Origin of the sequence: Citrobacter sp. Awk 4 (assembly GCF_028069725.1) — a bacterium.
In the GTDB taxonomy this organism is placed as follows: domain Bacteria; phylum Pseudomonadota; class Gammaproteobacteria; order Enterobacterales; family Enterobacteriaceae; genus Citrobacter_D.
Map to the genome: position 1 here is coordinate 1 of NZ_JANEWG010000060.1, position 25,410 is coordinate 25,410.

At 52.4% G+C, this 25,410-nt stretch carries 22 protein-coding genes and 2 pseudogenes; 14 read left to right on the plus strand and 10 right to left on the minus strand.

The window, feature by feature from the left end; translation table 11 throughout:
- Window positions 1–157: 157 nt before the first annotated feature.
- From prc to NNO04_RS19305, 3 genes are all read right to left on the minus strand, one after another.
- Window positions 158–2,206 carry a carboxy terminal-processing peptidase gene (gene prc, locus NNO04_RS19295; protein ID WP_271446024.1) on the minus strand — a complete coding sequence of 683 codons (2,049 nt, stop codon included), beginning with the start codon at window positions 2,204–2,206 and terminating at the stop codon, window positions 158–160.
- A 19-nt stretch (window positions 2,207–2,225) separates the two neighbouring features.
- Window positions 2,226–2,912, minus strand: coding sequence for an RNA chaperone ProQ (proQ, locus tag NNO04_RS19300; protein ID WP_271446025.1), 687 nt, complete (start codon window positions 2,910–2,912; stop codon window positions 2,226–2,228).
- 97 nt (window positions 2,913–3,009) lie between these two features.
- Window positions 3,010–3,507: a GAF domain-containing protein gene (locus NNO04_RS19305; RefSeq protein WP_271446042.1), complete on the minus strand. Its 498-nt coding sequence runs from the start codon at window positions 3,505–3,507 to the stop codon at window positions 3,010–3,012.
- Window positions 3,508–3,635: 128 nt separating this feature from the next.
- Between NNO04_RS19305 and yebS the strand changes: the two genes are divergently transcribed.
- The 5 genes from yebS to NNO04_RS19330 all read left to right on the plus strand — a co-directional run bounded on the left by yebS (window position 3,636) and on the right by NNO04_RS19330 (window position 9,687).
- Window positions 3,636–4,931 (plus strand): membrane integrity lipid transport subunit YebS, encoded by a 1,296-nt coding sequence (gene yebS / locus NNO04_RS19310; protein ID WP_271446026.1) that lies wholly within the window; start codon window positions 3,636–3,638, stop codon window positions 4,929–4,931.
- Entirely contained in the window at window positions 4,888–7,521 is a 2,634-nt protein-coding gene (locus NNO04_RS19315; protein ID WP_271446027.1) for a PqiB family protein, read from the plus strand. The genes yebS and NNO04_RS19315 overlap by 44 nt, the downstream gene beginning before the upstream one ends.
- Before the next feature lie 78 nt (window positions 7,522–7,599).
- Window positions 7,600–9,039, plus strand: coding sequence for a 16S rRNA (cytosine(1407)-C(5))-methyltransferase RsmF (gene rsmF, locus NNO04_RS19320; protein ID WP_271446028.1), 1,440 nt, complete (start codon window positions 7,600–7,602; stop codon window positions 9,037–9,039).
- A 117-nt stretch (window positions 9,040–9,156) separates the two neighbouring features.
- Entirely contained in the window at window positions 9,157–9,393 is a 237-nt protein-coding gene (locus NNO04_RS19325; protein WP_192614329.1) for a YebV family protein, read from the plus strand.
- Between the two features lie 102 nt (window positions 9,394–9,495).
- A complete protein-coding gene (locus NNO04_RS19330; protein WP_192611918.1) occupies window positions 9,496–9,687 on the plus strand; it encodes a YebW family protein in 192 nt (63 codons plus the stop codon).
- Here the strand turns inward: NNO04_RS19330 and pphA are convergent, their stop codons facing one another.
- The 3 genes from pphA to NNO04_RS19345 all read right to left on the minus strand — a co-directional run bounded on the left by pphA (window position 9,688) and on the right by NNO04_RS19345 (window position 12,552).
- Window positions 9,688–10,350 carry a protein-serine/threonine phosphatase gene (gene pphA, locus NNO04_RS19335; protein ID WP_271446029.1) on the minus strand — a complete coding sequence of 221 codons (663 nt, stop codon included), beginning with the start codon at window positions 10,348–10,350 and terminating at the stop codon, window positions 9,688–9,690.
- Between the two features lie 382 nt (window positions 10,351–10,732).
- Window positions 10,733–11,410, minus strand: coding sequence for an SDR family oxidoreductase (locus NNO04_RS19340; protein ID WP_271446030.1), 678 nt, complete (start codon window positions 11,408–11,410; stop codon window positions 10,733–10,735).
- 233 nt (window positions 11,411–11,643) lie between these two features.
- Window positions 11,644–12,552, minus strand: a complete 909-nt coding sequence (locus NNO04_RS19345; protein ID WP_271446031.1) for a LysR substrate-binding domain-containing protein — start codon at window positions 12,550–12,552, stop codon at window positions 11,644–11,646.
- Between the two features lie 185 nt (window positions 12,553–12,737).
- Here NNO04_RS19345 and NNO04_RS19350 point away from each other — a divergent pair, with 185 nt between their 5' ends.
- Window positions 12,738–13,937: an MFS transporter gene (locus NNO04_RS19350; RefSeq protein WP_271446032.1), complete on the plus strand. Its 1,200-nt coding sequence runs from the start codon at window positions 12,738–12,740 to the stop codon at window positions 13,935–13,937.
- 2 nt (window positions 13,938–13,939) lie between these two features.
- On the plus strand, window positions 13,940–15,112 hold the full coding sequence (locus NNO04_RS19355) for an amidohydrolase (protein ID WP_271446033.1): 1,173 nt from the start codon (window positions 13,940–13,942) through the stop codon (window positions 15,110–15,112).
- 365 nt (window positions 15,113–15,477) lie between these two features.
- On the opposite strand, the gene patD is transcribed toward NNO04_RS19355, so the two are convergent.
- Both patD and NNO04_RS19370 read right to left on the minus strand, forming a co-directional pair.
- Window positions 15,478–16,905, minus strand: a complete 1,428-nt coding sequence (gene patD / locus NNO04_RS19365) for an aminobutyraldehyde dehydrogenase (RefSeq protein ID WP_271446034.1) — start codon at window positions 16,903–16,905, stop codon at window positions 15,478–15,480.
- A 40-nt stretch (window positions 16,906–16,945) separates the two neighbouring features.
- Complete coding sequence (locus NNO04_RS19370) at window positions 16,946–18,427, minus strand: APC family permease (protein WP_271446035.1); 1,482 nt, start codon at window positions 18,425–18,427, stop codon at window positions 16,946–16,948.
- A 353-nt stretch (window positions 18,428–18,780) separates the two neighbouring features.
- Between NNO04_RS19370 and NNO04_RS19375 the strand changes: the two are divergent.
- Window positions 18,781–19,074: pseudogene (locus NNO04_RS19375) on the plus strand (carbon starvation induced protein CsiD); the annotation flags it as partial.
- A 99-nt stretch (window positions 19,075–19,173) separates the two neighbouring features.
- Here NNO04_RS19375 and NNO04_RS19380 read toward each other — a convergent pair.
- Window positions 19,174–20,073, minus strand: coding sequence for a LysR family transcriptional regulator (locus tag NNO04_RS19380; protein WP_271446036.1), 900 nt, complete (start codon window positions 20,071–20,073; stop codon window positions 19,174–19,176).
- Between the two features lie 137 nt (window positions 20,074–20,210).
- Here NNO04_RS19380 and NNO04_RS19385 point away from each other — a divergent pair, with 137 nt between their 5' ends.
- The 3 genes and pseudogenes from NNO04_RS19385 to NNO04_RS19395 form a co-directional block, all read left to right on the plus strand.
- The gene (locus NNO04_RS19385) at window positions 20,211–21,131 is read left to right on the plus strand and encodes an alpha/beta hydrolase (RefSeq protein WP_271446037.1); all 921 of its coding nucleotides are present in this window, start codon (window positions 20,211–20,213) and stop codon (window positions 21,129–21,131) included.
- Window positions 21,131–22,063: an alpha/beta hydrolase gene (locus NNO04_RS19390; RefSeq protein ID WP_271446038.1), complete on the plus strand. Its 933-nt coding sequence runs from the start codon at window positions 21,131–21,133 to the stop codon at window positions 22,061–22,063. Before NNO04_RS19385 ends, NNO04_RS19390 begins: the two co-directional genes overlap by 1 nt.
- Window positions 22,064–22,135: 72 nt before the next feature.
- Window positions 22,136–22,315, plus strand: a pseudogene (locus NNO04_RS19395) (NAD-dependent dehydratase); the annotation flags it as partial.
- Between the two features lie 136 nt (window positions 22,316–22,451).
- On the opposite strand, the gene NNO04_RS19400 reads toward NNO04_RS19395, so the two are convergent.
- Entirely contained in the window at window positions 22,452–23,414 is a 963-nt protein-coding gene (locus NNO04_RS19400; protein ID WP_271446039.1) for a GlxA family transcriptional regulator, read from the minus strand.
- Window positions 23,415–23,530: 116 nt separating this feature from the next.
- Between NNO04_RS19400 and NNO04_RS19405 the strand changes: the two genes are divergently transcribed.
- From NNO04_RS19405 to NNO04_RS19415, 3 genes are all read left to right on the plus strand, one after another.
- Window positions 23,531–24,148, plus strand: coding sequence for a cysteine hydrolase family protein (locus NNO04_RS19405; protein ID WP_271446040.1), 618 nt, complete (start codon window positions 23,531–23,533; stop codon window positions 24,146–24,148).
- A gap of 405 nt (window positions 24,149–24,553) precedes the next feature.
- Complete coding sequence (locus tag NNO04_RS19410; protein ID WP_271446041.1) at window positions 24,554–24,958, plus strand: cell envelope integrity TolA C-terminal domain-containing protein; 405 nt, start codon at window positions 24,554–24,556, stop codon at window positions 24,956–24,958.
- Window positions 24,959–25,303: 345 nt separating this feature from the next.
- Window positions 25,304–25,410 (plus strand): transposase (locus tag NNO04_RS19415; RefSeq protein ID WP_271443278.1); only part of this gene is annotated, 107 nt, incomplete at its 3' end.

Consider the following 25,410-nt stretch of genomic DNA (forward strand, 5'->3'; position numbering starts at 1 on the left):
TGTTGAACATTTGCAGTTGCCAGACCGCAAGGTGTTTTAACAAATCAAAAGGGGTTTTAATAACTGGCTCAAAGCTGAAAGCTTTACTGAACCCCCAGCCTAGCTGGGGGTTTTCTATAGACAAAAATACAGGCACAATTTCTTGTGCCTGTTCAGGTTATTGCGTGACTGCAGGTTGCTCCGCAGGCTTCTCTTTCTCAAGATGGGCCAGATCCAGCGCTATTTTCACCGTCTCATCAAGATACGGATCGGGTTCCTGGTAATCCTTCGGCAGATCGTCCAGGTTCTTCAGCGGTGGTTTGCCTTCGCGTTTAAAGCGGTCGTTAATACGCGCCAGTCGCATTGCATCATCTTCGTTATTCTCTTTTTCACGTTGCGCAAAATTGAGAGACACGATGTTGCGTTTATCCTTCATGGCGTTGTAACGGGCAATATCCTTCATGATGTACTGGAATTCAGGATCACTGGCGATACGCGCAGTGTGATCTTTGAGCAATTCCGGACCAAATGGCGTTAAATCCTCTGACTTCACATAGGTTGCTGCATCAACACTGTCCCACGGCAACGCGTTATCTTCGAACTTCTCACCGGTTTCAGTCTCTTCATTACCTGTCGGCATGAGGATATCGGGTGTAACGCCTTTACGCTGAGTACTCCCGCCATTAACACGATAGAACTTCTGGATTGTGTATTGCACGGAACCCAACGCAGGCCATTCAGGACGCAACATTTGATCGTAAATGCGATTCAGTGAACGGTACTGCTGCACAGTGCCCTTCCCGAAGGTTGGCTCACCCACGATCAGCGCACGCCCGTAATCCTGCATTGCTGCGGCAAAAATTTCAGATGCAGATGCGCTAAAGCGGTCGACTAGCACCACCAGCGGACCTTTGTAGTAAACAACGCCGTCGGTATCGCTGTCTTCACGAACCTTACCATTGTTGTCACGCACCTGAACAACCGGGCCTGAAGGGATAAACAAACCGGAGAGCGAAACGGCTTCTGTCAGCGCGCCGCCACCGTTGGTGCGCAGATCGATAACGATGCTGCTCACGTTCTGTTTTTCCAGTTTCTGCAGTTGAACTTTGACATCATCCGTCAGACCAACATAGAACCCCGGAATATCCAGCACGCCGACTTTTTCTTTACCAACAGTTTTCACCGACATTTTGACTGCACGGTCTTCAAGGCGAATACGTTCACGCGTCAGCGTAACAATTCGGGTCTTCGTGCCTTTACCGGCTGGCAGGATCTCAAGGCGAACTTTACTGCCCTTCGGTCCTTTGATCAGCGCAACGACATCATCCAGACGCCAGCCAATCACATCCACCATGCCTTTACCGTTCTGGCCGACGCCCACAATACGATCGCCAACGCTTATCGCTTTGCTCTTCGCCGCCGGACCGCCAGCCACCATGGAGTTGATGACCGTGTAATCATCATCCATCTGCAACACAGCGCCAATACCTTCCAGAGACAGGCTCATTTCGGTATTGAATTGTTCCGTGTTACGTGGGGAAAGGTAATTGGTATGCGGATCGATTTCGCGCGCGAAAGCTGTCATTGCCAGGGAGAAAACGTCTTCGCTGTTAGTCTGCGCCAGACGACGAATGGCAAATTTGTAACGACGCGTCAGCGTCTCACGGATTTCTTTGTCGGTCTTGCCCGTTAACTTCAGGCTCAGCTCGTCAAATTTTACTTTTCCATCCCACAGCGCATTCAGCTCGGCCTCATTCTTCGGCCAGGGCGCTTTGCTGCGATCAAGGTTAAACGTATCGGTACCGGTGAAATCCATCGGACGCTCCAGTACGCTTAACGCATACTGATAACGTTCAAATCGACGTTTTTGCGCCAGATTATAGAGATCGTAGAAGACATCCAGCTTGCCTGAGCGCAGCTCATCGCCCAGCACGGTTTTCTTTTTAGCAAACTGCTCGACATCGCTCGCCAACAGCACATTGTGGCTGAAGTCGAGTAAATTCAGATAACGATCGAAAATTTTCGCCGAAAACGACTGATCCAGATCGAACTGACGATAGTGGGAACGTGTGAAACGGGATGTCACACGTTCACTCACTGTCGCATGCTGTGTTTCTTCCTTCAGTACAGGAATTTGATCGGCACGCGTAATGTCGTCCACAGCAAATGACTGGCCTGCTATTGCAAGCAGGCCAGCTAACGCGGTAAGCCTAAAAAAAGTGTTCATGCCCGGCCTGGCCTCCGTTTCAGAACACCAGGTGTTCTGCGCGTACAATCAAAGACATACCCGAATTCAGCTGTACACGGACGCCATCTTTGGTGATTTCTAATACGGTGGCATCCATCGCATTATTGCCTGCTTTCACCTTCAGAGACTGCCCTACCGTGAGGACTGAAATGTCAGAAACCGGGGTGTGCTGCTCTTCGCGAGGTGCGCGAGGTGCTTTCGCTGCCGGTTTCTCAGCACGAACTTTACGTTCAGCGCCTTCTTTGCGGCGTGGAGCAGGACGCGGCTTACGTTCGCGACGCGGAGCGTCTTCTTTTTCGCCTGCAGCAGCGGCAGCTTCGCGTTTTTTCGCTTGCTGTTCTGCGCGCTGCGCCTGAACGCGAGCTTTTGCCTCTTCAAGCTGCTTACGTGCATGTTCAACGTGCTGCTCATCCAACTCACCACAAGGGTTACCGTCGAGATCGACACGCGTTGCACCCAGTTTAACACCGTACAGGTAACGCCAGCTTGAAGTGTAAAGACGTAAAGCGGAGCGCAGTTGCGTCTTGCTAAGGTTCATTTCGCCCTCAACACGCTCGACCAGATCCTGAAAAATGCCAATTTTCAGTGGGCGCGCTTCGCCTTCCGCACTAAAGCAGTGAGGAAAACGTTCGGCCAAAAATGCGATAACTTCTTTACTGCTATTCAACTTAGGTTGATTTTCCATGAAATTTCCTGATTACAACGGACGTAGCCAACTAGCCGCAGGCATGAACAGGCGTCATTATAATGACGTCATCAGTAATTGCTACGTTATCCGTTGATTATCCTGCGTCGGCCGCAAAGAATTTTTTGTAATCCGTCATTGCAAGCACCGCCTCAAGCTGTGCGACAAGCTGACGCAGCCCCTGTTCATCTTCTTCTGTGAAGCGGCCAAATGCCGTGCTATCGATGTCCAGCACCCCGACAATTCGATTCCCGACCGTCAGCGGCAGTACGATTTCAGAATTGCTGGCGGCATCGCACGCAATATGCCCATCAAAGGCATGAACATCTTCAATACGCTGAACGCTGTTCTGCGCGACGGCTGTACCGCAGACACCACGCCCAACCGGGATACGCACGCAGGCGATTTTCCCCTGGAACGGACCTAACACAAGCGTGTCGTTTTCAAGCAGATAAAACCCCGCCCAATTTACTTCTGAAAGACGTTCATACAACAATGCGCTTGTGTTCGCGAGTGTTGCCAGAAAACTTGTTTCACCTGCCATTAATGCCTGAAAGTCGCGATGAAGATCCGTGTATAACTCTGTTTTGTTCATTTTATAATCACTTGGTTGTCTTACTTTAAATTGCAGCCTATTAAAATAAGCATTAAATGCGTTAATGCTCAAGATCATTCCCGTCATGAGTTAAGATTACATAAATCTAACACTTTGATTCGCGATACATGGCCCTTAATACCCCACATATCACGCCAACGAAAAAAATAGCGGTCAGATCCATCGGTGAGGCATTGCCCCGGGCACATTATCAACGTTGCCCTCAGTGCGACCTGCTGTTCAGCCTGCCAAAAATGCGCTCATACCAGAGCGCGTACTGCCCTCGTTGCCAGGCCAAAATCCGTGACGGGCGCGACTGGTCGCTGACGCGTCTGGCGGCGATGGCCATCACGATGTTGTTGCTGATGCCCTTTGCCTGGGGTGAACCGCTGCTGCACATCTATTTACTCGGGGTACGCATCGACGCCAATGTCATGCAGGGTATCTGGCAGATGACAAAGCAGGGTGATCCAATTACCGGCGCAATGGTGCTCTTTTGTGTCGCGGGAGCGCCGCTGGTGCTGGTAACGTCTATCGCCTACCTGTGGTTTGGCAACATTCTGGGGATGAACCTGCGTCCGGTCCTGTTGATGCTGGAGAGGCTAAAAGAGTGGGTCATGCTGGATATCTACCTGGTCGGCATCGCAGTCGCATCAATTAAAGTGCAGGATTACGCTTTTTTGCTGCCCGGTGTCGGGCTAATGGCCTTCATCGCGCTGGTGATCCTCAGTATTCTGACCTTATCCCACCTCAATGTAGAGCAGTTATGGGACCGTTTTTACCCGCAAAAACCGGCCCGGCGCCCCGACGAAAAACTTCGCGTATGTCTTGGATGTCACTTTACGGGTTACCCTGATCCCCGTGGACGTTGCCCTCGCTGTCATATTCCACTGCGGTTGCGCAGAAGACAGAGCGTACAAAAATGTTGGGCTGCGTTATTAGCCTCTATCGTCTTTTTGCTACCGGCTAACCTGATGCCCATTTCGATCATTTATGTCAATGGCGGACGTCAGGAAGACACTATTTTTTCAGGTATTATGTCACTGGCTAACAGCAATATTGCGGTGGCCGCCGTGGTCTTTATCGCCAGTATCCTGGTGCCATTTACCAAAATAATTGTGATGTTTACACTGTTGCTCAGTATCCATTTCAACTCGGTGTTGGGGCTGCAAATGCGTATCCGGCTTCTGCGCCTGGTCACCTGGATTGGTCGCTGGTCAATGCTGGATCTCTTTGTTATTTCATTAACGATGTCTCTGATTAATCGCGATCAGATACTGGCTTTTACTATGGGACCAGCTGCGCTGTATTTCGGCGCAGCGGTAATATTGACTATTCTTTCAGTCGAATGGCTGGATAGCCGCTTACTTTGGGATGCACATGAGTCAGGAAACGCCCGCTTCGCCGACGGAAGCGCAGATTAAAACAAAACGCCGTATTTCGCCCTTCTGGCTGCTGCCGCTCATTGCCCTGATGATCGCCGGATGGCTGGTATGGGGAAGTTATGAAGATCGCGGTAATACCGTCACCATCGATTTTATGTCGGCGGATGGCATCGTTCCTGGCCGGACCCCTGTGCGTTATCAAGGGGTTGAAGTCGGCACGGTGCAGGATGTCAATCTGAGCAAAGACCTGCGCAAAATCAAAGTTCGCGTCAGTATCAAAGCCGACATGAAAGATGCACTGCGGGAAGATACACAATTCTGGCTGGTTACGCCTAAAGCGTCTCTGGCAGGGGTTTCCGGGCTGGATGCGCTGGTTGGCGGCAACTATATCGGCATGATGCCTGGAAAAGGCGAACCCAGCGATCGCTTTGTGGCGCTGGATACCCAACCGAAATATCGCCTGAACAACGGCGAATTAATGATCCATCTTCAGGCGCCGGACCTCGGCTCTCTCAACAGTGGTGCGCTGGTCTATTTCCGTAAAATTCCGGTTGGCCGCGTCTATGACTACGCCATCAACCCCAACAAACAAGGGGTCACGATTGACGTGCTGATTGAACGCCGCTTCACTAACCTGGTGAAAAAAGGCAGCCGTTTCTGGAATGTCTCGGGGGTGAATGCCGACATCAGTCTCAGCGGCGCAAAAGTGAAACTGGAAAGTCTGGCGGCTCTGGTGAACGGCGCTATCGCGTTTGATTCCCCGGACAACTCTCAACCCGCCGCTCAGGATGATTCTTTCGGGTTGTACCAGGATCTCGCGCACAGTCAACGTGGCGTGCTGGTAAAACTTGAGCTGCCCAGTGGCAACGGTCTGAAGGCCGGTTCGACGCCATTAATGTATCAGGGGCTGGAAGTGGGTCAGTTAACCAAACTGCATCTCAGCCCTGACGGTAAAGTGACCGGTGAAATGACGGTGGACCCTGCCGTGGTGACGCTACTGCGCGATTCAACACGCATTGAGCTACGCAATCCGAAACTGTCACTCAGCGATGCCAACCTCAGTGCATTACTCACCGGAAAAACCTTCGAACTGGTGCCCGGTGAAGGTGAACCGCGTAGCGAGTTTGTCGTGGTGCCGGGCGAACAAGCCCTGCTCCATGAGCAGAATGTGACGGCGTTTACCCTCACGGCGCCGGAAAGCTACGGCATTGATGCCGGACAGCCGCTGATTCTGCACGGAGTACAGGTGGGCCAGGTCATTGAGCGTAAACTCACCAGCAAAGGCGTCACCTTTACTGTCGCTATCGATCCGCAACATCGCGCCCTGGTTCAGGGCGACAGCAAATTCGTGGTCAATAGCCGTGTCGATGTCAAAGTCGGTCTGGACGGTATTGAGTTTCTTGGTGCCAGCGCCAGTGAATGGGTAAGCGGCGGTATTCGCATTTTGCCGGGCACAAAAGGCGAGATGAAGTCCAGTTATCCGCTGTACGCCAATCTGGAAAAAGCCGTAGAAAACAGCCTGAGCGACTTGCCAACTACCACCGTCAATCTCAGCGCCGAAACACTCCCGGATGTACAGGCCGGTTCCGTCGTGCTGTACCGTAAATTTGAAGTGGGTGAAGTGATCACCGTGCGTCCGCGCGCCAATGCCTTTGATATTGATCTGCATATCAAACCTGAATACCGCAATTTGCTCACCAGCAACAGCGTGTTCTGGGCCGAGGGTGGCGCGAAAGTACAGCTCAATGGTAGCGGCCTTACCGTGCAAGCCGCCCCACTTTCCCGTGCGCTAAAAGGCGCTATTAGCTTCGATAATTTGAGCGGAGCCAGCGCCAGCCAACGTAAAGGCGACAAACGGATCCTGTATGCGTCGGAAACCGCAGCACGCGCGGTCGGCAGCCAGATCACCCTCCACGCCTTCGATGCGGGTAAACTCGCCGCAGGTATGCCGATTCGTTACCTCGGTATCGACATTGGCCAGATCCAGACGCTTGAGTTGATTACTGCGCGCAATGAAGTTCAGGCCAAAGCGGTACTCTACCCGGAATATGTGCAAACCTTCGCCCGGGGAGGTACCCGTTTCTCGGTGATCACCCCGCAAATCTCTGCCGCGGGCGTCGAGCATCTGGATACGATTTTGCAGCCCTACATCAACGTTGAACCCGGGCGCGGCAACCCACGCCGTGAATTCGAGCTACAGGAAACCACCATTACTGACTCACGCTATCTTGATGGCCTGAGCATCGTGGTTGAAGCCCCTGAAGCCGGTTCGCTGAACATCGGTACACCGGTCCTGTTCCGGGGTATTGAAGTGGGTACAGTAACGGGCATGACCTTAGGAACGCTGTCTGACCGGGTGATGATTGCTATGCGCATCAGCCAGCGTTATCAGCACCTCGTACGCAATAATTCCGTCTTCTGGCTGGCTTCTGGCTACAGCCTCGATTTTGGTCTGACCGGCGGGGTCGTGAAAACAGGCACCTTCAACCAGTTCGTCCGCGGTGGTATCGCATTCGCCACCCCGCCAGGTACGCCGCTGGCACCTAAAGCACAGGCAGGAAAACACTTCCTGCTGCTGGAAGCCGAACCCAAAGAGTGGCGCGAATGGGGTACGGCGCTCCCTCGCTAACCGCTTCGCTCCGGCGTGCCCGCGCCGGAGCGTTTGTGCTACACTGCGCGCCTGTTTTACTGCCGGTGGTATATTCTTGTGGCTCAACACGCCGTTTATTTTCCTGATGCCTTTCTCGCACAAATGCGTGAGACAATGCCTTCTACGCTCTGCTTTGATGATTTTCTCGCCGCCTGCCAGCGTCCACTACGCCGCAGCATTCGCGTCAACACCCTGAAAATCTCCGTTTCCGCGTTTCTCGAGTTGACAGCCCCCTACGGCTGGTCGCTGACGCCAGTCCCCTGGTGTGAAGAAGGTTTTTGGATCGAGCGTGATGATGAAGAGTCACTGCCGCTGGGCAGCACTGCCGAGCATTTAAGCGGTCTGTTTTATATTCAGGAAGCAAGCTCAATGCTGCCGGTCGCCGCACTGTTTGCCGACGGAAATACCCCGGAGCGGGTCATGGATGTCGCCGCCGCTCCAGGTTCTAAAACCACGCAAATCGCCGCCAGAATGCATAACCAGGGCGCGATTCTGGCGAATGAGTTTTCTGCCAGCCGCGTCAAAGTGCTGCATGCAAATATCAGTCGTTGCGGGATCAGTAACGTCGCACTGACCCATTTTGACGGTCGCGTGTTTGGCGCGGCACTGCCAGAAATGTTTGATGCTATTCTGCTGGACGCCCCCTGTTCGGGTGAAGGCGTGGTGCGTAAAGATCCTGACGCGCTCAAAAATTGGTCTGTTGAGAGCAATCTTGACATCGCCGCCACGCAACGCGAACTGATTGAGAGTGCATTCCATGCGCTGCGCCCCGGCGGAACGCTGGTTTATTCCACCTGCACGCTCAATCGCGATGAAAACGAAGCCGTCTGTCTGTGGCTGAAAGAGGCCTGGCCGGACGCTGTTGAATTTCTCCCGTTAGATGACTTATTTCCTGATGCAAAGCGCGCATTAACACCGGAAGGTTTTCTGCATGTCTTCCCGCAGATTTATGACTGTGAAGGCTTCTTCGTCGCGCGTTTACGCAAAACACAGGCTATCCCTGCGTTACCGGCGCCAAAGTATAAAGTCGGCAATTTTCCGTTTACGCCAGTGAAAGCTCGTGAAGCCGCGCAGATTACCGAAGCGGCCAGCGCCAGTGGCCTGCAATGGGAAGAGAATCTGCACCTCTGGCAGCGTGATAAAGAGATCTGGCTTTTCCCGGCAGCTATCGAAGAGCTGATTGGCAAAGTTCGCTTCTCCCGGCTCGGTCTCAAATTAGCGGAAACCCATAACAAAGGGTTCCGTTGGCAGCACGAGGCCGTTATTGCGCTGGCCAACCCTGAGCACAAAAACGCCTTTGAACTTTCACAGCAAGAAGCACAAGAGTGGTATCGCGGTCGTGATGTTTATCCGCAAACCGCTCCAGCGACTGACGATGTTCTGGTGACATTCCAGCATCAGCCGATAGGTCTGGCAAAACGGATTGGTTCGCGTCTGAAAAATAGCTATCCCCGCGAACTGGTGCGTGACGGTAAACTGTTTAGTGGTAATGCATAGAGGCGCATAAAAATAACGCACTTTTTGACTGGCGCTTTTGCTGTCGTTGACTACGCTGAAAATTGGGCGATCTAACTGGTCGTACCACAATCAGCAAATTTCAACGGAGAGCAAATGATGAAAACCAGTGTGCGTATTGGCGCTTTTGAAATTGATGACGGTGAGTTACACGGTGAATCACCGGGGGATCGAACGTTAACCATTCCGTGTAAATCCGATCCCGATTTATGTATGCAACTGGATGCCTGGGACGACGAAACCAGCATCCCCGCCCTCCTCAATGGAGAACATTCCGTTCTATTCCGTACCCGTTACGATCGCCATTCCGATGCCTGGGTCATGCGTCTTGCCTGACTCAAAAAGAACCCGTCGCCAGACGGGTTATTTATTTCTTCCTTTCCCTCATGCGATAACCTCTCCTACACTAACGGTACGGCAGTACAATTTGAGGATGGAATGTTCGCACTGGTACTATTTGTTTGCTACCTGGATGGCGGTTGCGAGGATATCGTGGTGGATGTCTACAATACTGAGCAACAGTGCCTGTACTCAATGGACGATCAGCGAATTCGCCATGGAGGCTGCTTCCCAATAGAAGACTTCATTGATGGATTCTGGCTACCAGCCCAGAAATACAGTGATTTCTGATTACTGCAACTGTACCAACGTCAGTTCGCCACCGAAAACGGCGCCGGTATCAATATAGTGCAGGTTATCCATATCTACGCGATGACGTAATGGGGTATGGCCAAACCAGAAGTGATCCGCCCCCCGAATGCCACCACCGCGACCCGCCAGTCGTTCACTCAGACGTGTGCGACTCCACAACACCTCATGCAAGTCGACCGGTTTTTGCCACTGGTACTCATCGTCCGGATAATCAGCATGCGCCACAACGTGCGTGCCATTCTGGCAATGCAGTTCCAGAATCCACGGAAGCTCACGACAATCTTCCAGCGCGCGTCTTGCCTGCGCCTGTTGTATTGCCGGTAACGCCATAAACCAGCCCCCGCCATTCATCGACCATAACGAAGACTCTTCTGATTTCAGCGCATCCAACGCCATCTGCTCGTGGTTCCCCCTGATCGCCACCATCCATTTTTTACGCAGCAACCGGAGGCAGCCCAGACTGTCCGGCCCACGATCGATCACATCTCCCACCGAGACCAGCAGATCCTGCCAGGGGTCAAAATGGCATTCGCGTAATTTCGCCATCAGCAAAGAAAAGCACCCGTGGAGATCGCCCACAATCCAGACGTGCCGCCACTGATTTCCTTCGATGCGCAGGTAGACATTATCAGGCTGTTTCATCTCTCCTCCTCTCCCATACGACACACCACCAAAATTTAGCAACAGAGGCATAAAAAGCCTGAACTATTGAGAGGCAGAGTATGGAATGGTTAAAAAGAGTACAGCGCGTGGCGCAGGTTTGTGCCAGGAAATGACAGCGTATTTTGTATATAAAAAGCGGTCGAATACGATTCCCGCGTTGTCCTGAAATTTATTTTTTCTTTATAATTTAAAGAAATAAAAAAAAATCAATCTTAAAGAAACGTTCTGCGTTGGGTATTTAAAGCCTGCTGTTAACGTTGACACATCAACTGAGTGCAACGCTTTTTCAGTCATGCTAAATACTATTTCTAAATACCCATTCACGTTTTGTCTCCTGAATGGGCAAAGCGTCTTATTGTGGCTACCAGGCAAGCGGCGTAGAGGTGTAGTCCACGAAATGATGTCCCCCCTTCCCTTGATAACTTTCAAGAACGTTAGCCAACCCTTTCACGCTTTCTTCAACCGTCAGCGGTGCCTGCGCGCCCCCCATATCAGTCTGCACCCAGCCCGGATGTAGTGACAGAAGCGTCAGACCACGAGAATCAGTCTCAGGTAACAAGGCGCGAGTCAGCATGTTCAGTGCAGATTTACTTGCCGAGTAGAGAGGCATATCAGCCTGCGTATTTTCATTAAGGCTGGCAAGACTTGAACTGGTGAAAGCCAGGATCCCGGTTCCCGGTTTAACGGCATCAAGGACTAAATTGGCTAACCTGACAGGCGAGAACGTATTGGTCATAAATAAGGACAAAAGTTCTTCTGGTGTAGCAGAACAAACTGACTGAAGTTCCGGGCCTTGTACTCCCGCATTAATCAGAATGACATCATACTGCCCCGGCAGCAGCATCTGACTGAAAGCCATGCTTTTCTTCACATCATTTATATCAAGAGTTAGCCACTTAATTGCTGGATAGATCTCTGCTCCAGCAGACTGCCTGCGTGTTGCAGTGACAGCCCATCCCCGGTGGTGCAACTCCTGACTCAGACCAAGCCCGATCCCCCGAGATGCGCCAATAATTAGTGCCTGATGTTGCTTACTCATATCTCCTCCGTTTGAGTATGGTCGGAACATATCCTGCGCCAGAGCTCAGTAGCAGCGTTCGGATCTTCCGGAGTCCTGATTAAATTGATGCGGCCTCAGTAGCCATCTTGTACGTCGGCAGTTTTGCCCCTGAGATGATACTCAATTTTCCCCTACTCGCCAGAACCTGCTGACGCTGTTTCGAACGGCAGTTGAGTGTCAGGAGCGGACCTAAGAACAAAATCACCTGCCCGCTACCAGTCATACCGAGCACAGTGATCCCGCAAGAGATCGAGAAATCGGCGTGCTGTGTTGGTGAGGGGCGATTTTTGTGAATAGAGTACACAATATTGTGCCTGCGGCAGGTTATTGATCGGCAATATTGCCAGTTGTTGTTGAAACCAGATGGAACGCACCATCGCCCTGGCAACCACCACCAGATACCCCGTCTCCAGTACCATAGTCATACCGCTAATAAATGAGTCAGTATGTACTGCTGGAGTGATCAGATGCTGATAAAGCTCACTCCATTCCAACTGTACCTGTTGGTAATACCCCATATCCGTTTTTGGCAATATCCATTTCGCCTCAGTCAACTCACCGAATGTAGAAGACCGGGACAGTGGATTATCTTTGTGAGAAATAATGCAAAATTCGGCGCTAAACAGTGGCTCGCAGATCACATCATCGAGCGGCAATTCCGGACTGACGGTACCAACGGCAAAGTCCAGTCGCCCCTCCCGCAACGCGGGCAGCAACGTAGAAAGTTGTGCTTCATGAATGAATACATTGGATTGTGAAAAGGATTGGCGAAAAGCATCCACCAGCGCTGGTAACACAGTGAGGGAAAGCAAAGAGGAGCAACCAATCGCAACGCTGCCTTGCTTAAGCTGGTCGATTTGTTGAATTTCATGAGCGGCGCGCTGGAGTTCTTCAAGAATCAGCTGCATACGGCGCGAAAAGGCCAGCCCCGTTTCGGTGAGTATCATTCCATGAGTGCTGCGAATGATTAACTGGGTTTGCAGTACCTGTTCCAGTTCCCGAATAGTACGACTCACTGCCGGCTGCGATTGCCCAAGCGCCCGCGCAGCCCCTCGAATGCTGCCACTACGAATCACCTGCTGAAAGACTTTCAACTGCTGAATCTTTGGTAAGTAGCGCATTCTGAGCCCTATCAGAAAAAAACATCACCGATTAAAAATTAGTATCTTATGCCCCTTCAATAAAGTCGATAATTTCGATGGCGCAAGCACTTGTTATCAACATCATAAAGTGACGCAAGTCACGCAAAAATAGACGCCACCCTATTCGTTGGTTTTCCGGGTGATAATTAAAAGGAATACATCCGATGAAAAAACGTTCGTTGATGGTTTTTTTGTTGTTTATGGGTTATGCCGTGGTTTATCTCGATAAAACGATTATCGGCTTTGCACTGCTACCTATAGAAAAAGAGTTTCATTTACTGCCTGAGCAACTCGGTTATATCACCGGAATGTTTTTCCTCGCCTATTCGTTGTTTCAGGTTCCCGCTGGTTGGTTAAATGATCGTATCGGTTTTAAGAAAGTCCTCTGCTGCTCTTTGTTATTGTTGGGCGGATTTGCACTGTGCTTCGGCTTGCTGGGCTTCAGTTTGGGTCTGCTGGTCACTTTTCGTTTCCTTTCCGGTATGGGGCACTCAGGTTATCCAACGGCATGTGCTAAAGCGGTCGTCGCCAATTTTCCTCTTGAACAACGCACGTTTACCCAATCGATTCTGCTCTCTTCTGCCGGACTGGCGATGACCGTCGGGCCGCTGATCGCCGTCTATTTACTGGCGCATCTGGGCTGGCGGGGCTCATTTTCCGGACTCGGTTTGGTCGCCTTCGCCATCATGATAGCCGTCTTATTGCTGGTGCCAAATCCGCCGAAAACAGCAGATGAAAAATCCGCGGCAGCGGCGGTGAGTTATAAAGGCTTATTGAAAAACCCCATCGTGATCCTGCTCTTTATCTCAATTTTTTGTATCAACATCCCTGCTTATGGCCTGTTGGCCTGGTTACCGAAATTCCTCGTTCAGCAACGGGGGATGCCGATAGGTACCTCCAGTCTGGTCGTTGCAGCGGGCGGTCTTGGGATCTGGATATCCTCACTCGGTAGCGGCTGGCTGGTCGGGCGCTATCTGCAAGGACGTGAGCCCCTGTTTGTCTGTTGCAGTTCGCTACTCAGCGCATTGTGCATCTGGTTAGTATTTATCAGTCAAACGGCTCTGGTTTCCAGTGTGTTCCTGTTTATTGGTTATATCTTCCTGATGGGTTCATTTGTCACCGTCTTCACGCTGCCAATGAAACGCCTGCAAACCGAAGTCATAGGCGCGGGTATGGGCATGATTAACACCGGGGGAACACTCGGGGGCTTTATCGCGCCGATTGCTATCGGCTATTTAGTCACCCTCAGCGGTAATTACACGACGACCTTTATTTTTTTAGCCATGGCTATGGTGGTTTCCGGCTTAATTGTTTTACCGCTGGCGGGCAAACCACGTCACCAACTCTCACCTGAAGGAATCTGAAAATGAATGCTGAACAACTCATCGCTGACGTGGAACAGGACGTCCTGACATGGCGTCGTCATCTCCACGCCAACCCGGAGCTGTCGTTTCAGGAGCATAAAACGGCCGACTATATCGTGGAGCAGCTTACACGCTTTGGCGGGCTTAAAATCAGCCGTCCTACAGCAACGAGTGTGGTCGCGTATCTGCAAGGTGCGGCTGCAGGCCCATGCTATGCCTTACGCGCTGATATCGATGCCCTGCCTTTACAGGAAAAAAATGATGAACCATTCTGCTCGACGAATCCTGGGGTGATGCACGCCTGTGGTCATGATGCCCACACGGCGATGCTGCTGGGTGCCGCGCGTGTGTTGTGTCAGATGCAGGCGCAATTAAAGGGGTCTGTCTGTTTTATCTTCCAGCATGCGGAAGAGTTGCCGCCGGGCGGCGCACAAGAGCTGGTTGATCTCGGGTATCTTGACGATGTGAGCATGATTTTCGGACTCCATGTTTTCCCAACCGTCCCCACCGGGATCGTCAACATGAAACAAGGGATTTTCAGCGCAGCCTGTGACAACTTCGACATCGTGATTCAGGGCAAAGGCGGCCACGGGTCGACGCCGCAGTATTGCATTGATCCTATTATGATTGGCGCTGAAGTCGCCACGTCGTTACAGACTATCGTCGCGCGGAAAATCGATCCGCTAACAGTGCCGGTGCTGAGCATCACCACGTTCCAGGCCGGAAACAGCTATAACGTGATCCCGGATAGCGCCCGTCTGGCGGGGACACTGCGTACGCATAACCGTGAGGTTCGTGAGAAAGTGCCGCAGCTGGTTGAACAGACGGTCGCGGGTATCTGCCAGGCGCATGGGGCAGACCACAAGATTACCTGGACTCGGGGTTTTTCCAGCGGTGATAACCATCCGGATGCCTGTGCGGTCGCCCGTCAGGTAGTGGCTGATGTGTTAGGGCCAGATGCTCTGGAGGAGGTTTATACTCCACTGTTTGGCGGGGAAGACTTCTCGTCGTATCAGGAGAAACGGCCAGGCTGCTTCCTATTTATCGGCTGTGGCAATGAAGCCATCGGCGCCACCCATGGCCTGCACAACCCCTACTTTAAACTGGATGAGGCCGCCTTGCAGGTGGGTGTAAAACTGCATGTAGGCTTTATTCGTCAGTTGTTGATGCGTTAACCCCTAAAAACTGGCCCATCAGGCATAACTGTTGCGGCCAGTATTAGTTGACCCCTACAGTTTGCTGCGCGTTAGAACGTCTGACCCCGATCATAACGAAGCCGTCGCTGGCAGCAGATTGCCACGTTATGGCAATCTCGCTTCGCCGTGAGGGAATAAATGGAGGGTATCCTGACAACCGCGAACTGCCCCCGGTGAGGCATTTTGGACACCATGATGCCGCTGATAAACCGATGATCGATGCCAAAACAATGAAAAGACAATGACTGGAATTAGCCCATGATTGCGCGGGAGTCGCGGCTGATGGCTTGCCACTTCATAAAGCAGTGGCTGCAATATAATCAACTATTGCAGCCACATCGCTGTTATCCGTGCTTAACCATCACATGACGCACCACGGTGTAATCTTCCAGCCCGTACATTGACATATCCTTGCCGTACCCAGAGAGTTTCTGCCCGCCGTGAGGCATTTCGCTGACCAGCATAAAGTGGGTATTTACCCAGGTACAACCATACTGCAGGCGAGCGCTGAGGCGATGGGCGCGGCCCACGTCCCGGGTCCAGACCGATGACGCCAGGCCATACTGGGAGTCGTTTGCCCACGCCAGCACCTGCTCTTCGTCGTCGAATTCCGTGACGCTGACCACCGGGCCGAAGACCTCACGCTGGATGATTTCATCCCCCTGCTTTGCCCCGGCCAGCAGGGTTGGCTGGAAGTAATAGCCTTTGCCGTCGGCTTTGTTACCACCGGTCACTACCCGAATGTGCGGCAGGGCTTTGGCGCGTTCCACCGCCTCGTTGACACGTGTCAGATGAGCGGCGGAACTGACCGGGCCAAGCTCAGTGGTTTCATCGTCCGGGGCGCCCATTTTCAGGCTGGCCACGGCGACACCCAGTTTTTCAACCAGAGTGTTATAGACCTCTTTTTGCGCATAGATCCGGCAGGCCGCCGTGCAGTCCTGCCCGGCATTGTAGAAGCCAAAGGTGCGCACGCCCTCCACCACCGCATCAATATCCGCATCGTTAAAAACGATCACTGGCGCTTTCCCCCCCAGCTCCATATGCGTGCGCTTAATCGACGACGCGGTGTGCGCAATAATATGCTCGCCAGTCGCGATAGAGCCGGTCAGCGACACCATGCGCACTTTTTCATGGCCCGTCAGTGGGTCACCCACGGTTTTACCGCGCCCAAACAGCACGTTCACCACCCCGGCAGGGAAGATATCTTTCGCCAGTTCGGCCAGTTTCAGTGCCGTGAGTGGCGTGATTTCCGAGGGTTTGATCACCACGCAGTTACCCGCCGCCAGCGCCGGGCCCAGCTTCCAGGCGGCCATCATCAACGGGTAGTTCCACGGGGCGATCGACGCCACCACGCCCACCGGATCGCGGCGGATCATTGAGGTGTGGCCCTCCATGTACTCCCCGGCTGCCAGGCCGTTCAGGCAGCGGGTTGCACCGGCGAAAAAGCGGAACACATCGGCGATGGCCGGGATTTCATCGTTCAGCACGCAGTGCAGCGGTTTGCCGCAGTTTTGTGATTCCAGTCGGGCAAAAGTTTCGGCATTCTGTTCAATCACATCAGCCAGCTTCAGCAGACACTCGGCACGCGCTTTTGGCGTGGTCTGCCCCCACTGCTGAAACGCGCGATCGGCAGCCTGTACAGCCGCATCGACCTGGGCAGGCGTGGCTTCGGCAATCTGCACCAGCACCTCGCCAGTTGCCGGGTTATACACGGGCTGCAGCTCACCTTCGCCCGCCACCAGTTCGCCATTTATCAATAAGTTGTGTTGCATAGCCGACTCCATCAGTGATCGTTGTTATGTTCTGAGTTAGTTACAGAGATTGTTCTGCGTTCAGTCTTTTCGCATGTTCGATGGCATCATTTTCCGGTGCGTTTGAACGCCCGAACGGTCGCGCCAGCACCATGTACACCAGCCCGGACACCACCACCACCGACAGTCCAACCAGCACCGTCCAGCGGTCGATAAAACTGCTGCTCTCGGCAGGTTGCGCCAGCAGCCAGATCCCGCACAGGCCATAGGCCAGCGCCAGCACGTTAACCAGCATTCCCCAGCCACCCACGCTCCACTCCCCGGCAGGTTTCCAGCCTTTCAGGCGCTGGCGCAGGGCAGCCAGTACCACCATCTGGAAGGAAATGTAGATCCCGATAACCGCAAAGGCGGTGATGCGCGCCAGATTATCCGGCTGGAAATAAACCCACACGCAGATGGTCACTGGCAGCAGACAGCTGATGATCATCGCGTTGTCCGGCACGTTGTTTTTCGACAGTTTCGACATCCAGGTGCTACCCGGTAGCATCTGGTCGCGGGAGAAGGAAAAGATCAGGCGGCTTAAAGCAGCCTGCAGCGACAAAATGCACGACAACATGGCAATCACCGCGATGATGATAAACACTATGGCGCCGGTTTCACCGAGGGCTTCGTTGAGGATCGCCGGGATCGGATCGGTGATTTTGCCGTTGACGATGTTCATCAGATTGGGTGATGCCAGCAGGTAGCCGAGGATCGATACCATCGCCGAAAGCGCGCCGAACACGATGCTGAGGATCATCGCAATGGGGATTTTTTTGCTCGGGTTTTTCACCTCTTCCGCCACGTTGCCGCAGGCTTCAAAACCGAAGAACATGAACAGGCCGATCAGCGCCGCCGCCATAAACGCGGGCTGGTAGCTGCCGTCTTTCGCCAGCACGCCCATGGAGTCAAACACCACCGAGAACGGCTGCGCGCGGTGGAACAACAGCAGATAAATCCCCAGCGCAATGACGCTGACGATTTCACACCAGAAGCCAATACGGGCGACCCGGGCGAGGTTTTTGGTGCCGGACATGTTCACTGCCATCATTAGCAGCAACAGCACCACCGAGGTGATCAGCATGTTGCCTGCCGAGATCGCAAAACCGAACAGCGAGCCGACGAAGGTGGCGGTGTATTCCGCTACCGAGGTGATGGTGACCACCAGCGCCCACAGGTAAATCCAGGCAGCGATCCACGCATATTTTTTGCCCCACAGGCGACGTGCCCACGGGTAAAGCCCCCCGGTAATCGGGTATTGCGAGGCCACTTCACCAAACACCAGCGCCACGAGAAGTTGCCCGCAGGCCACGATCGGGATCCACCAGATCGCCGGTGGCCCCGCCAGCGTCACCGCCAGCGCAAACAGGGAATAGACCGCCGTTAGCGGCGAGAGGTAGGTGAACCCGAGCGAAAAGTTAGAGATGAGTCCGATAGAGCGGTTAAATTGCGGTTTAGTATCGCCATGAATTGCTTCACTTTTCTTGCCAGAAGTCTGTTCCATACGTTTTTCTCTGTGTTGTTGATGTGTCGCAGGTAACACGGATCAAGGTATAGAGGAGCGCCAGGAGGCCGTACAGTCTCGCTTCTGCAATTTGTTAAGATTTGTGTGGATATGTCACATTTTTGTTACTGATTTCCTGCTTTTTCCGTGAGGTTTATCACGCTATCGCCTTTGCATCGACAGAAAACCGCGTTTTTTGCTCCCTTCCCCTGCTCTTTTTTTACGCCTACGTCACAAAATTTAAACAATTTGAGCGATGTATGCCCATTTCTCAAAAATGTAGATATTTTTAATTTATGGCTGCGAAATGCACTGCACTGTCTCCTGAAGACTTTCTGAGAGGATTGATTCTGATGAATGCGCTTACTGCCGTAAAACAGCCTGACGATGCGTTATCCCGTACTATCGCGGGTTTCAGTATCGCGACATCCGTGCAGTCTCCGCGTCTGCTGGAACTCACGTTCTGTGCAGAGGTCCCGCAGCAATTCCTGCGGGAGGTAGAGCGGTGGCCCGTGCAGGCGCTGAAATACAAATCCTTTCTGCGCTTCAAGATCGCGAGGATACTCGACGACATGTGCGGCAACCAGCTCCAGCCGCTGCTGCAGAACACGCTGCTCAGCCGTGACAAAGGTGCCCTGCTGCTGCACCTGGACGCTTTAGGCTGTCCGCTTCGTGCCAGTAGCGGATGTTGCACTAAGGTGCATTAGTCCCCTCTGAATGTCTGAAACCATCATCAAAAAGAATATCTAGACATTTCCCTTATACTTCAGCACATCAATGAAGAGAGAAAATGCCGAACCTGCATGGCGGCGGTGTGGATAGTACAGATGATACCCTGGTAAGTCGGGGGTAAATTTCTCCAGAACGCGGGTCAGTTTTTTTTCTTCAATAGCCTGCTGAACCTGGTCAAAGGGCAGATACGCGAGGCCGTGCCCGTCAATAGCAGCATCGAGGATCAGGTCTATCGTATTTAACAGAAGTTGTCCTTCCATACGAACCCTGACCTCGCGCCCTCCGCGCATTAATCTCCAGCGATTTGCCGTACCCGAGGAAGGAAGGTATAGATTAATAGCCTGATGATCGACCAAATTAGCCACAGACACTGGAATACCTCTTCGCGAGAGATAGTCCGGCGCCCCAACAATCGCCATCGGAATATCAGGTCCGATTCGAACAGCAATCATATCCTTATCCATCTCTCCCCCCAGGCGAACCCCGGCATCGAAGCGCTCTGAGACGACATCGTTAAGGCCGTAATCGATGAGGATCTGCACATCAATGTCAGGATGGGATTTCAATAGCGTGCGCATGGCCGGCAGCAGTATTGTCTTTGCGGCATGTTCCACCGTGGTAATGCGGATGGTTCCGGACGGCCGATCGCGCAGATCGCCCAGCGAAGTCAGTGCGGAATCGAGGTCATGCAGCATTGGGCCTAGAACGGACAAGAGGTGTTCACCCGCCTCTGTGGGAACAACGCTGCGGGTAGTTCGCGTCAGAAGCCGCAGATTCAGGCGCGCTTCTGTACGGCGCACTATCTGACTTAACGCTGACTGCGCCATGCCCAGACGGGCGGCAGCCCGGGTGAAACTGCGCTCTTCGGCGACGGCCACGAATGCCATCAGATCGGCTATCTCATCGCGTTTCATCTCTGTGTTCCAACCAGGTGATTAATCATTTAAATGATAAGTCCAATCATTATTTTGGGTCTAATCATCTTAATAATCAATCGCTATAGTTATCCCATCAAGCATGACAGATAACCGACAGCCCCATGAGGAACCGGATGATGAACCAGAAAATCAGTTTCACCAACAGCAATATCCCGACAATCTCTTTGTCCGCGGTGCTTTATTTCCCACCCGCGTTTGATAAAAGCCGCAAGTACCCGGCTATTGTGGTTTCTCATCCGGGGGGCGGCGTTAAGGAACAAACTGCCGGAACCTATGCCGAAAAGCTGGCAGAAAAAGGGTTTGTGACCGTGGCTTACGATGCGTCTTATCAGGGCGAAAGCGGCGGCGAGCCGCGCCAGCTGGAAAACCCGCACATCCGTACCGAAGATGTCAGTGCGGTGATTGATTACCTGACCACACTGCCTTATGTCGACACCGCGAGAATTGGCGCAATGGGAATTTGCGCTGGGGCGGGTTACACCGCCAATGCCGCGATTCAGGATCGTCGCATCAAAGCCATCGGTACCGTCAGCGCCGTCAATATCGGCGCGATGTTCCGAAATGGCTGGGAAAACAATGTGAAGTCCATTGATGCACTGCCGTATGTTGAAGCAGGCTCCAGTGCCCGTACCGGTGATATCAGCAGCGGTGCACATGCCACCATGCCGCTGGCGCCAATGAAGGAGTCTGATGCGCCAAATGAAGAATTGCGTCAGGCCTGGGAGTATTACCACACGCCACGGGCGCAGTATCCGACGGCACCCGGATACGCCACGCTGCGTAGCCTCAATCAGATCATTACCTACGACGCGTACCATATGGCGGAGGTTTACCTGACCCAGCCGCTGCAAATTGTTGCGGGTAGCGCGGCGGGAAGTAAATGGATGAGCGACGACCTTTACGATCGCGCCTCAAGCCAGGACAAGCGGTACCACATTGTCAAAGGCGCCAACCACATGGACTTGTATGACGGTAAAGCCTACGTCGCGCAAGCCGTTTCCGTATTAGCCCCATTCTTCGAGGAGACGCTGTAATGAAACAGGTTCAAATCCAGAACGCCGATATGGCCTGGCACATTGCCGCCAACGTTCAACTTCCACCGGCGTTCGATGAGTCAAAACAGTATCCAACAATTATCAGCGTCCACCCTTTTGGCAGCTGTAAGGAACAGACATCTGGCAATGTCTACGGAAAAGCGCTGGCCGAAGCAGGCTATGTCGTGATCGCCTATGACGCCAGTTTTCAAGGGGGATCCGGCGGCTCTCCACGCTGGGTGGAGGATCCGACTCAGCGCGTGGAAGACATCAGTCGTGTTATTGATTACGCCGTAACGCTGCCGTATGTCGATGCTGAACGCATTGGCGTGCTGGGGATTTGCGGCGGCGGTGGCTATGCCATTAATGCCGCACTGACAGAGAAACGTATTAAAGCCGTGGTGAGCATCACCGGCGTAAATATCGGCCGTCTTTTTCGCGAAGGCTTCAGCAATTACGACCCTATTGGCGCACTGAATGCGATGGCGGCACAGCGTACAAATGAAGCCCGTGGGGAAGAGGTTCAGGTTAACGAACTGCTCCCCGCCAGCCCGGAAATGGCAAAGGCCAGTGGACTGACTGAGCGTGACGTATTTGAGGCAACAGACTACTACAAAACGCCGCGCGGCCAGCAACCCGGCGGGGCAACGCGAATGGTGTTCTCACATGCGCAGAAAACGCTGGCCTGGGATGCCTTCGCTTTTGCTGAAGTGTTGCTGACTCAGCCAGTCATGGTGGTAGTTGGTGAAAAAGTGGGTGCTTTCGGTGCTTACTGTGATGGTCTGGAAATCTATGGCCGGGCTGTAGCCTCACGTGACCGTCAACTGGTCTCATTAGCCGATTTTTCGCATTACGAACTGTATGACAAGCCGGAAGCGGTGCGTGAAGCAATGGCAAAAGTGCTCCCGTTCTTTGCTGAACACCTGGAGTAATGTCCTGTGAAAAACATCGTTCAAAAAGTTCTGATCCTTGGTGCCAGCGAGCAGATTGCCCGCCATGTTATCGACCAACTGATTGACTATGAACTCACCGCCCGCAATGAACGGTTCAAAGGCACGGTTGTATCCCGCAAAAGCGTCGCCGCATTAATCGCCGATATGATTGATAAACCTGAAAAGTATATCGGTGAAAATATCGGTGTTAACCAGCGCGGGACCGACGGCGACAAGCCGTACTTTATGTAAATCAATCATGTTATTACACCGATACTGCGTGTAGTGCAGCAGAGGATCAGAAGGCCCGCGCCTCGCTCAACGCGGACCTTAAACTCAGTTAGCTCGCCCGTTCCGAGCCAGGAGCGGACATTGAGAACACATAAGGTCAGTATTCCCCTTCACGGCGAAACGTTTTCCGATAGGCAAGAGGCGTGGTCTGTAGTCGTTGGCGGAAATAGCGTCGCAGCAGCATGGCGCTGGAAAAACCACTCTTTTGCGCCACCATCTCGATCTGCATATCTGAAGATTCCAGGAAACGCTGGGCCAGCGCCAGCCGCTGATTTAGCAACCACTGCCTCAGGGTGGTTCCCGTTACCGCATTAAAACGGCGAGTAAAACTACGTCGGCTTAATTCTGCATGCAAAGCGAGACATTCAACGCTCAGAGGCTCCGTCAGATTCTCCGTCGCCCAGGCCAATGTCGCGAGAAAGCGATCACCACTGCGACTGTTGTAAACCGGCTGTTCAATATACTGAGCCTGTCCGCCTTCACGGAACGGCGGCGTGACCAACTGTCTTGCGACGCTGTTCGCGGCTTCCGCCCCTAGCTGGTTACGAACCAGCCATAAACAGCAATCAATACTGGCCGATGTTCCTGCTGATGTAACAATGTTTTCACTGTGGAGATAAAGTACATCAGGATTCAGTCGTACCTGGGGATAAAGCCTGCGAAAAGGTTCGACCCATTGCCAGTGAGTGGTGGCTGGCCGTCCGTCCAGCAAGCCAATTGCTGCCAGCACAAAAGCCCCCATGCACAACCCAATGACCTGAGCACCACGTCCGGCGGCATCTAACAACACATCGCGTAATGCTGGTGAAGGCAATACATGCGGATCGCTCCAACTGGGCACGATCAACACTTCTGCCTCTCGGGCGAAGTCTAAGTCTCTGTCGACCTGAATAGAAAATCCCATACTGGTTCGTAACAATCCTGGGGTTGCTGCACAGATCGCAATATCATAAGCAGGGCGGCCTGCCGCATCTTTCGCTGTTTCAAATACAGCAAAAGGTACCGAAAGATGGAAAGGAATAATGCCATCGAAAGCAAGGATCGCCACGCGTATCGTCATATCTGTCCTTATTGGCCCAAAAGGAACGTTATTAGTGCATACGGTACTGTTTTATCACTACTGCCCTTTTTAGTATGGAGAACACCCTGGCTCAATACAATCAATGAGGATTCCCTATGTCCGCAGCTCCAACCTTGAGAACCCTGAGTGGTGCAGTTCGTACTACGCATCTGCAAGCCACTACAACGGCAATTATCGTTATCGATATTCAAAATGAGTATTTCCCCGGTGGCAAATTGCCTGTACCTGACGGGCAGCGCGTGCTGGAGAAAAACCAGCAGTTGCTGAATTTTGCTCGCAGCCACACCATGCCGATCTTTTTTGTTCAACACCTTGGCTCACCGGATGGCCCTCTTTTCGCCGAGGGCAGCGGCTTCGATGATTTTCACGCCAAATTACAGCCATATACGGGTGATCGCGTTATCCGTAAAGCGACACCAAGTGCCTTTGTCGGAACAGATCTCGAAGCTCAGCTCAACGCGTTAGGAATAAAGCAGCTGATCGTGAGTGGCCTAATGACTCATATGTGCGTTTCCAGTACTGCCCGTGATGCAGTTCCAAAAGGGTTTAGCGTGATCATTCCTGACGATGCCTGTGCGACGCGTGATGTGGATGGATGGGATGGTAATGTTTTGAGCCATCAGCAGCTACACTACGCAGCCCTTACCGCTGTCGGTGATGTATTTGCTGAAGTGATGTCGACGACACAATTGACGGCGCTTCCTGTTTATTAAACGCTATATTGACTAACCAGAGTCCAGGTAGCGACAGAGTTCCATTTGGGAAACGGAGCTCTGTCGTTACCTATTTTTGCCTGCCTGACTACAAAAAAGTAAAGACCTTGCGATGACCAGGATATTCGCGCGCACAATGTCCGCTCCTCGCTTTTAACCGGCTTTCAGATTTAACAGTGTTCTGATACAGCGAACTGTTTGGTGATCTATGGACTTGTCCAGGGCGTCAGTTCAACGTTAACCTTTCTGAGCCCTTACTGATTTTGTCCTGCAATGTTCAAGCCTGCCCCCCTAAAATTGGGGTTTTATGAGCCAATAACTCCCCTCTCTGATTTACGTGCCATAATGCCCCGATTCATTACTGTGTATCGGTACTTTTTGGAAAAATCATAAACGGACTTAGACATGACCAAAATCTTGATGCTGGTAGTAATGGTAGCAATCATTGCTGGTTGCACTCCATTTACCCCAAAAGATTGCCAGAAAAAGAGTGCCCTCGATTCGTGTTCTTACAAGCGTTCAGGCAAAGTAACCGATAAAGACATCTATGGCGAACAAGCATCAGGCATAAAAAAAGCACTCGATGCAGCACTTACCGAACCACACGCCTGGAATGGTAAACGATGTAATGTGCATCTGGATTTCAAAATGGACGGCACCTTGCAGAATTTCATCATAAAGAGTGGGGATAAGGATTACTGCCGTGCTTTAGCTGAGGCCTCCAGACGAGCAAATTTTCCAGCATTTACTGATCAGCATGTTTACGATGATATGGGTTCTGCCCGGTGGGATATGCATGGACAGCCATGAAAACAATCTACTCTGACTGTCGTTTTTGTGCCAGGAGCGGAAGTTGTTAAGATCAGTATGGCCTATCAACGGGGTGAAGGTCACACCAAACACATCTGTGGCACAGAGACAAACCTCATATGATTGGCTGTTCAGTGCCCAGACTGTGCCTACAGTGGTACATTATATGGTCGACAGTTTCTGCTGTTTTGTAGCCGTGTATAGTTACAGTGCATGCAAAGACTAGGCACCTGCAGCTTATAAAGTACTTAGTTCATTGGACTGCCCTTGGAACTGACCTGCTCCCCGTTGATTAATACACCGCGATGTTAGTAATGTCTTCATAAGCCACATGAGGACATCCCCATGAAGAAGCGTTTTTCCGAAGAACAGATCATCAATATCCTCCGCGAGGCTGAAGCCGGGGTTTCTGCCCGTGAGCTCTGCCGTAAGCACGCCATTTCCGACGCCAC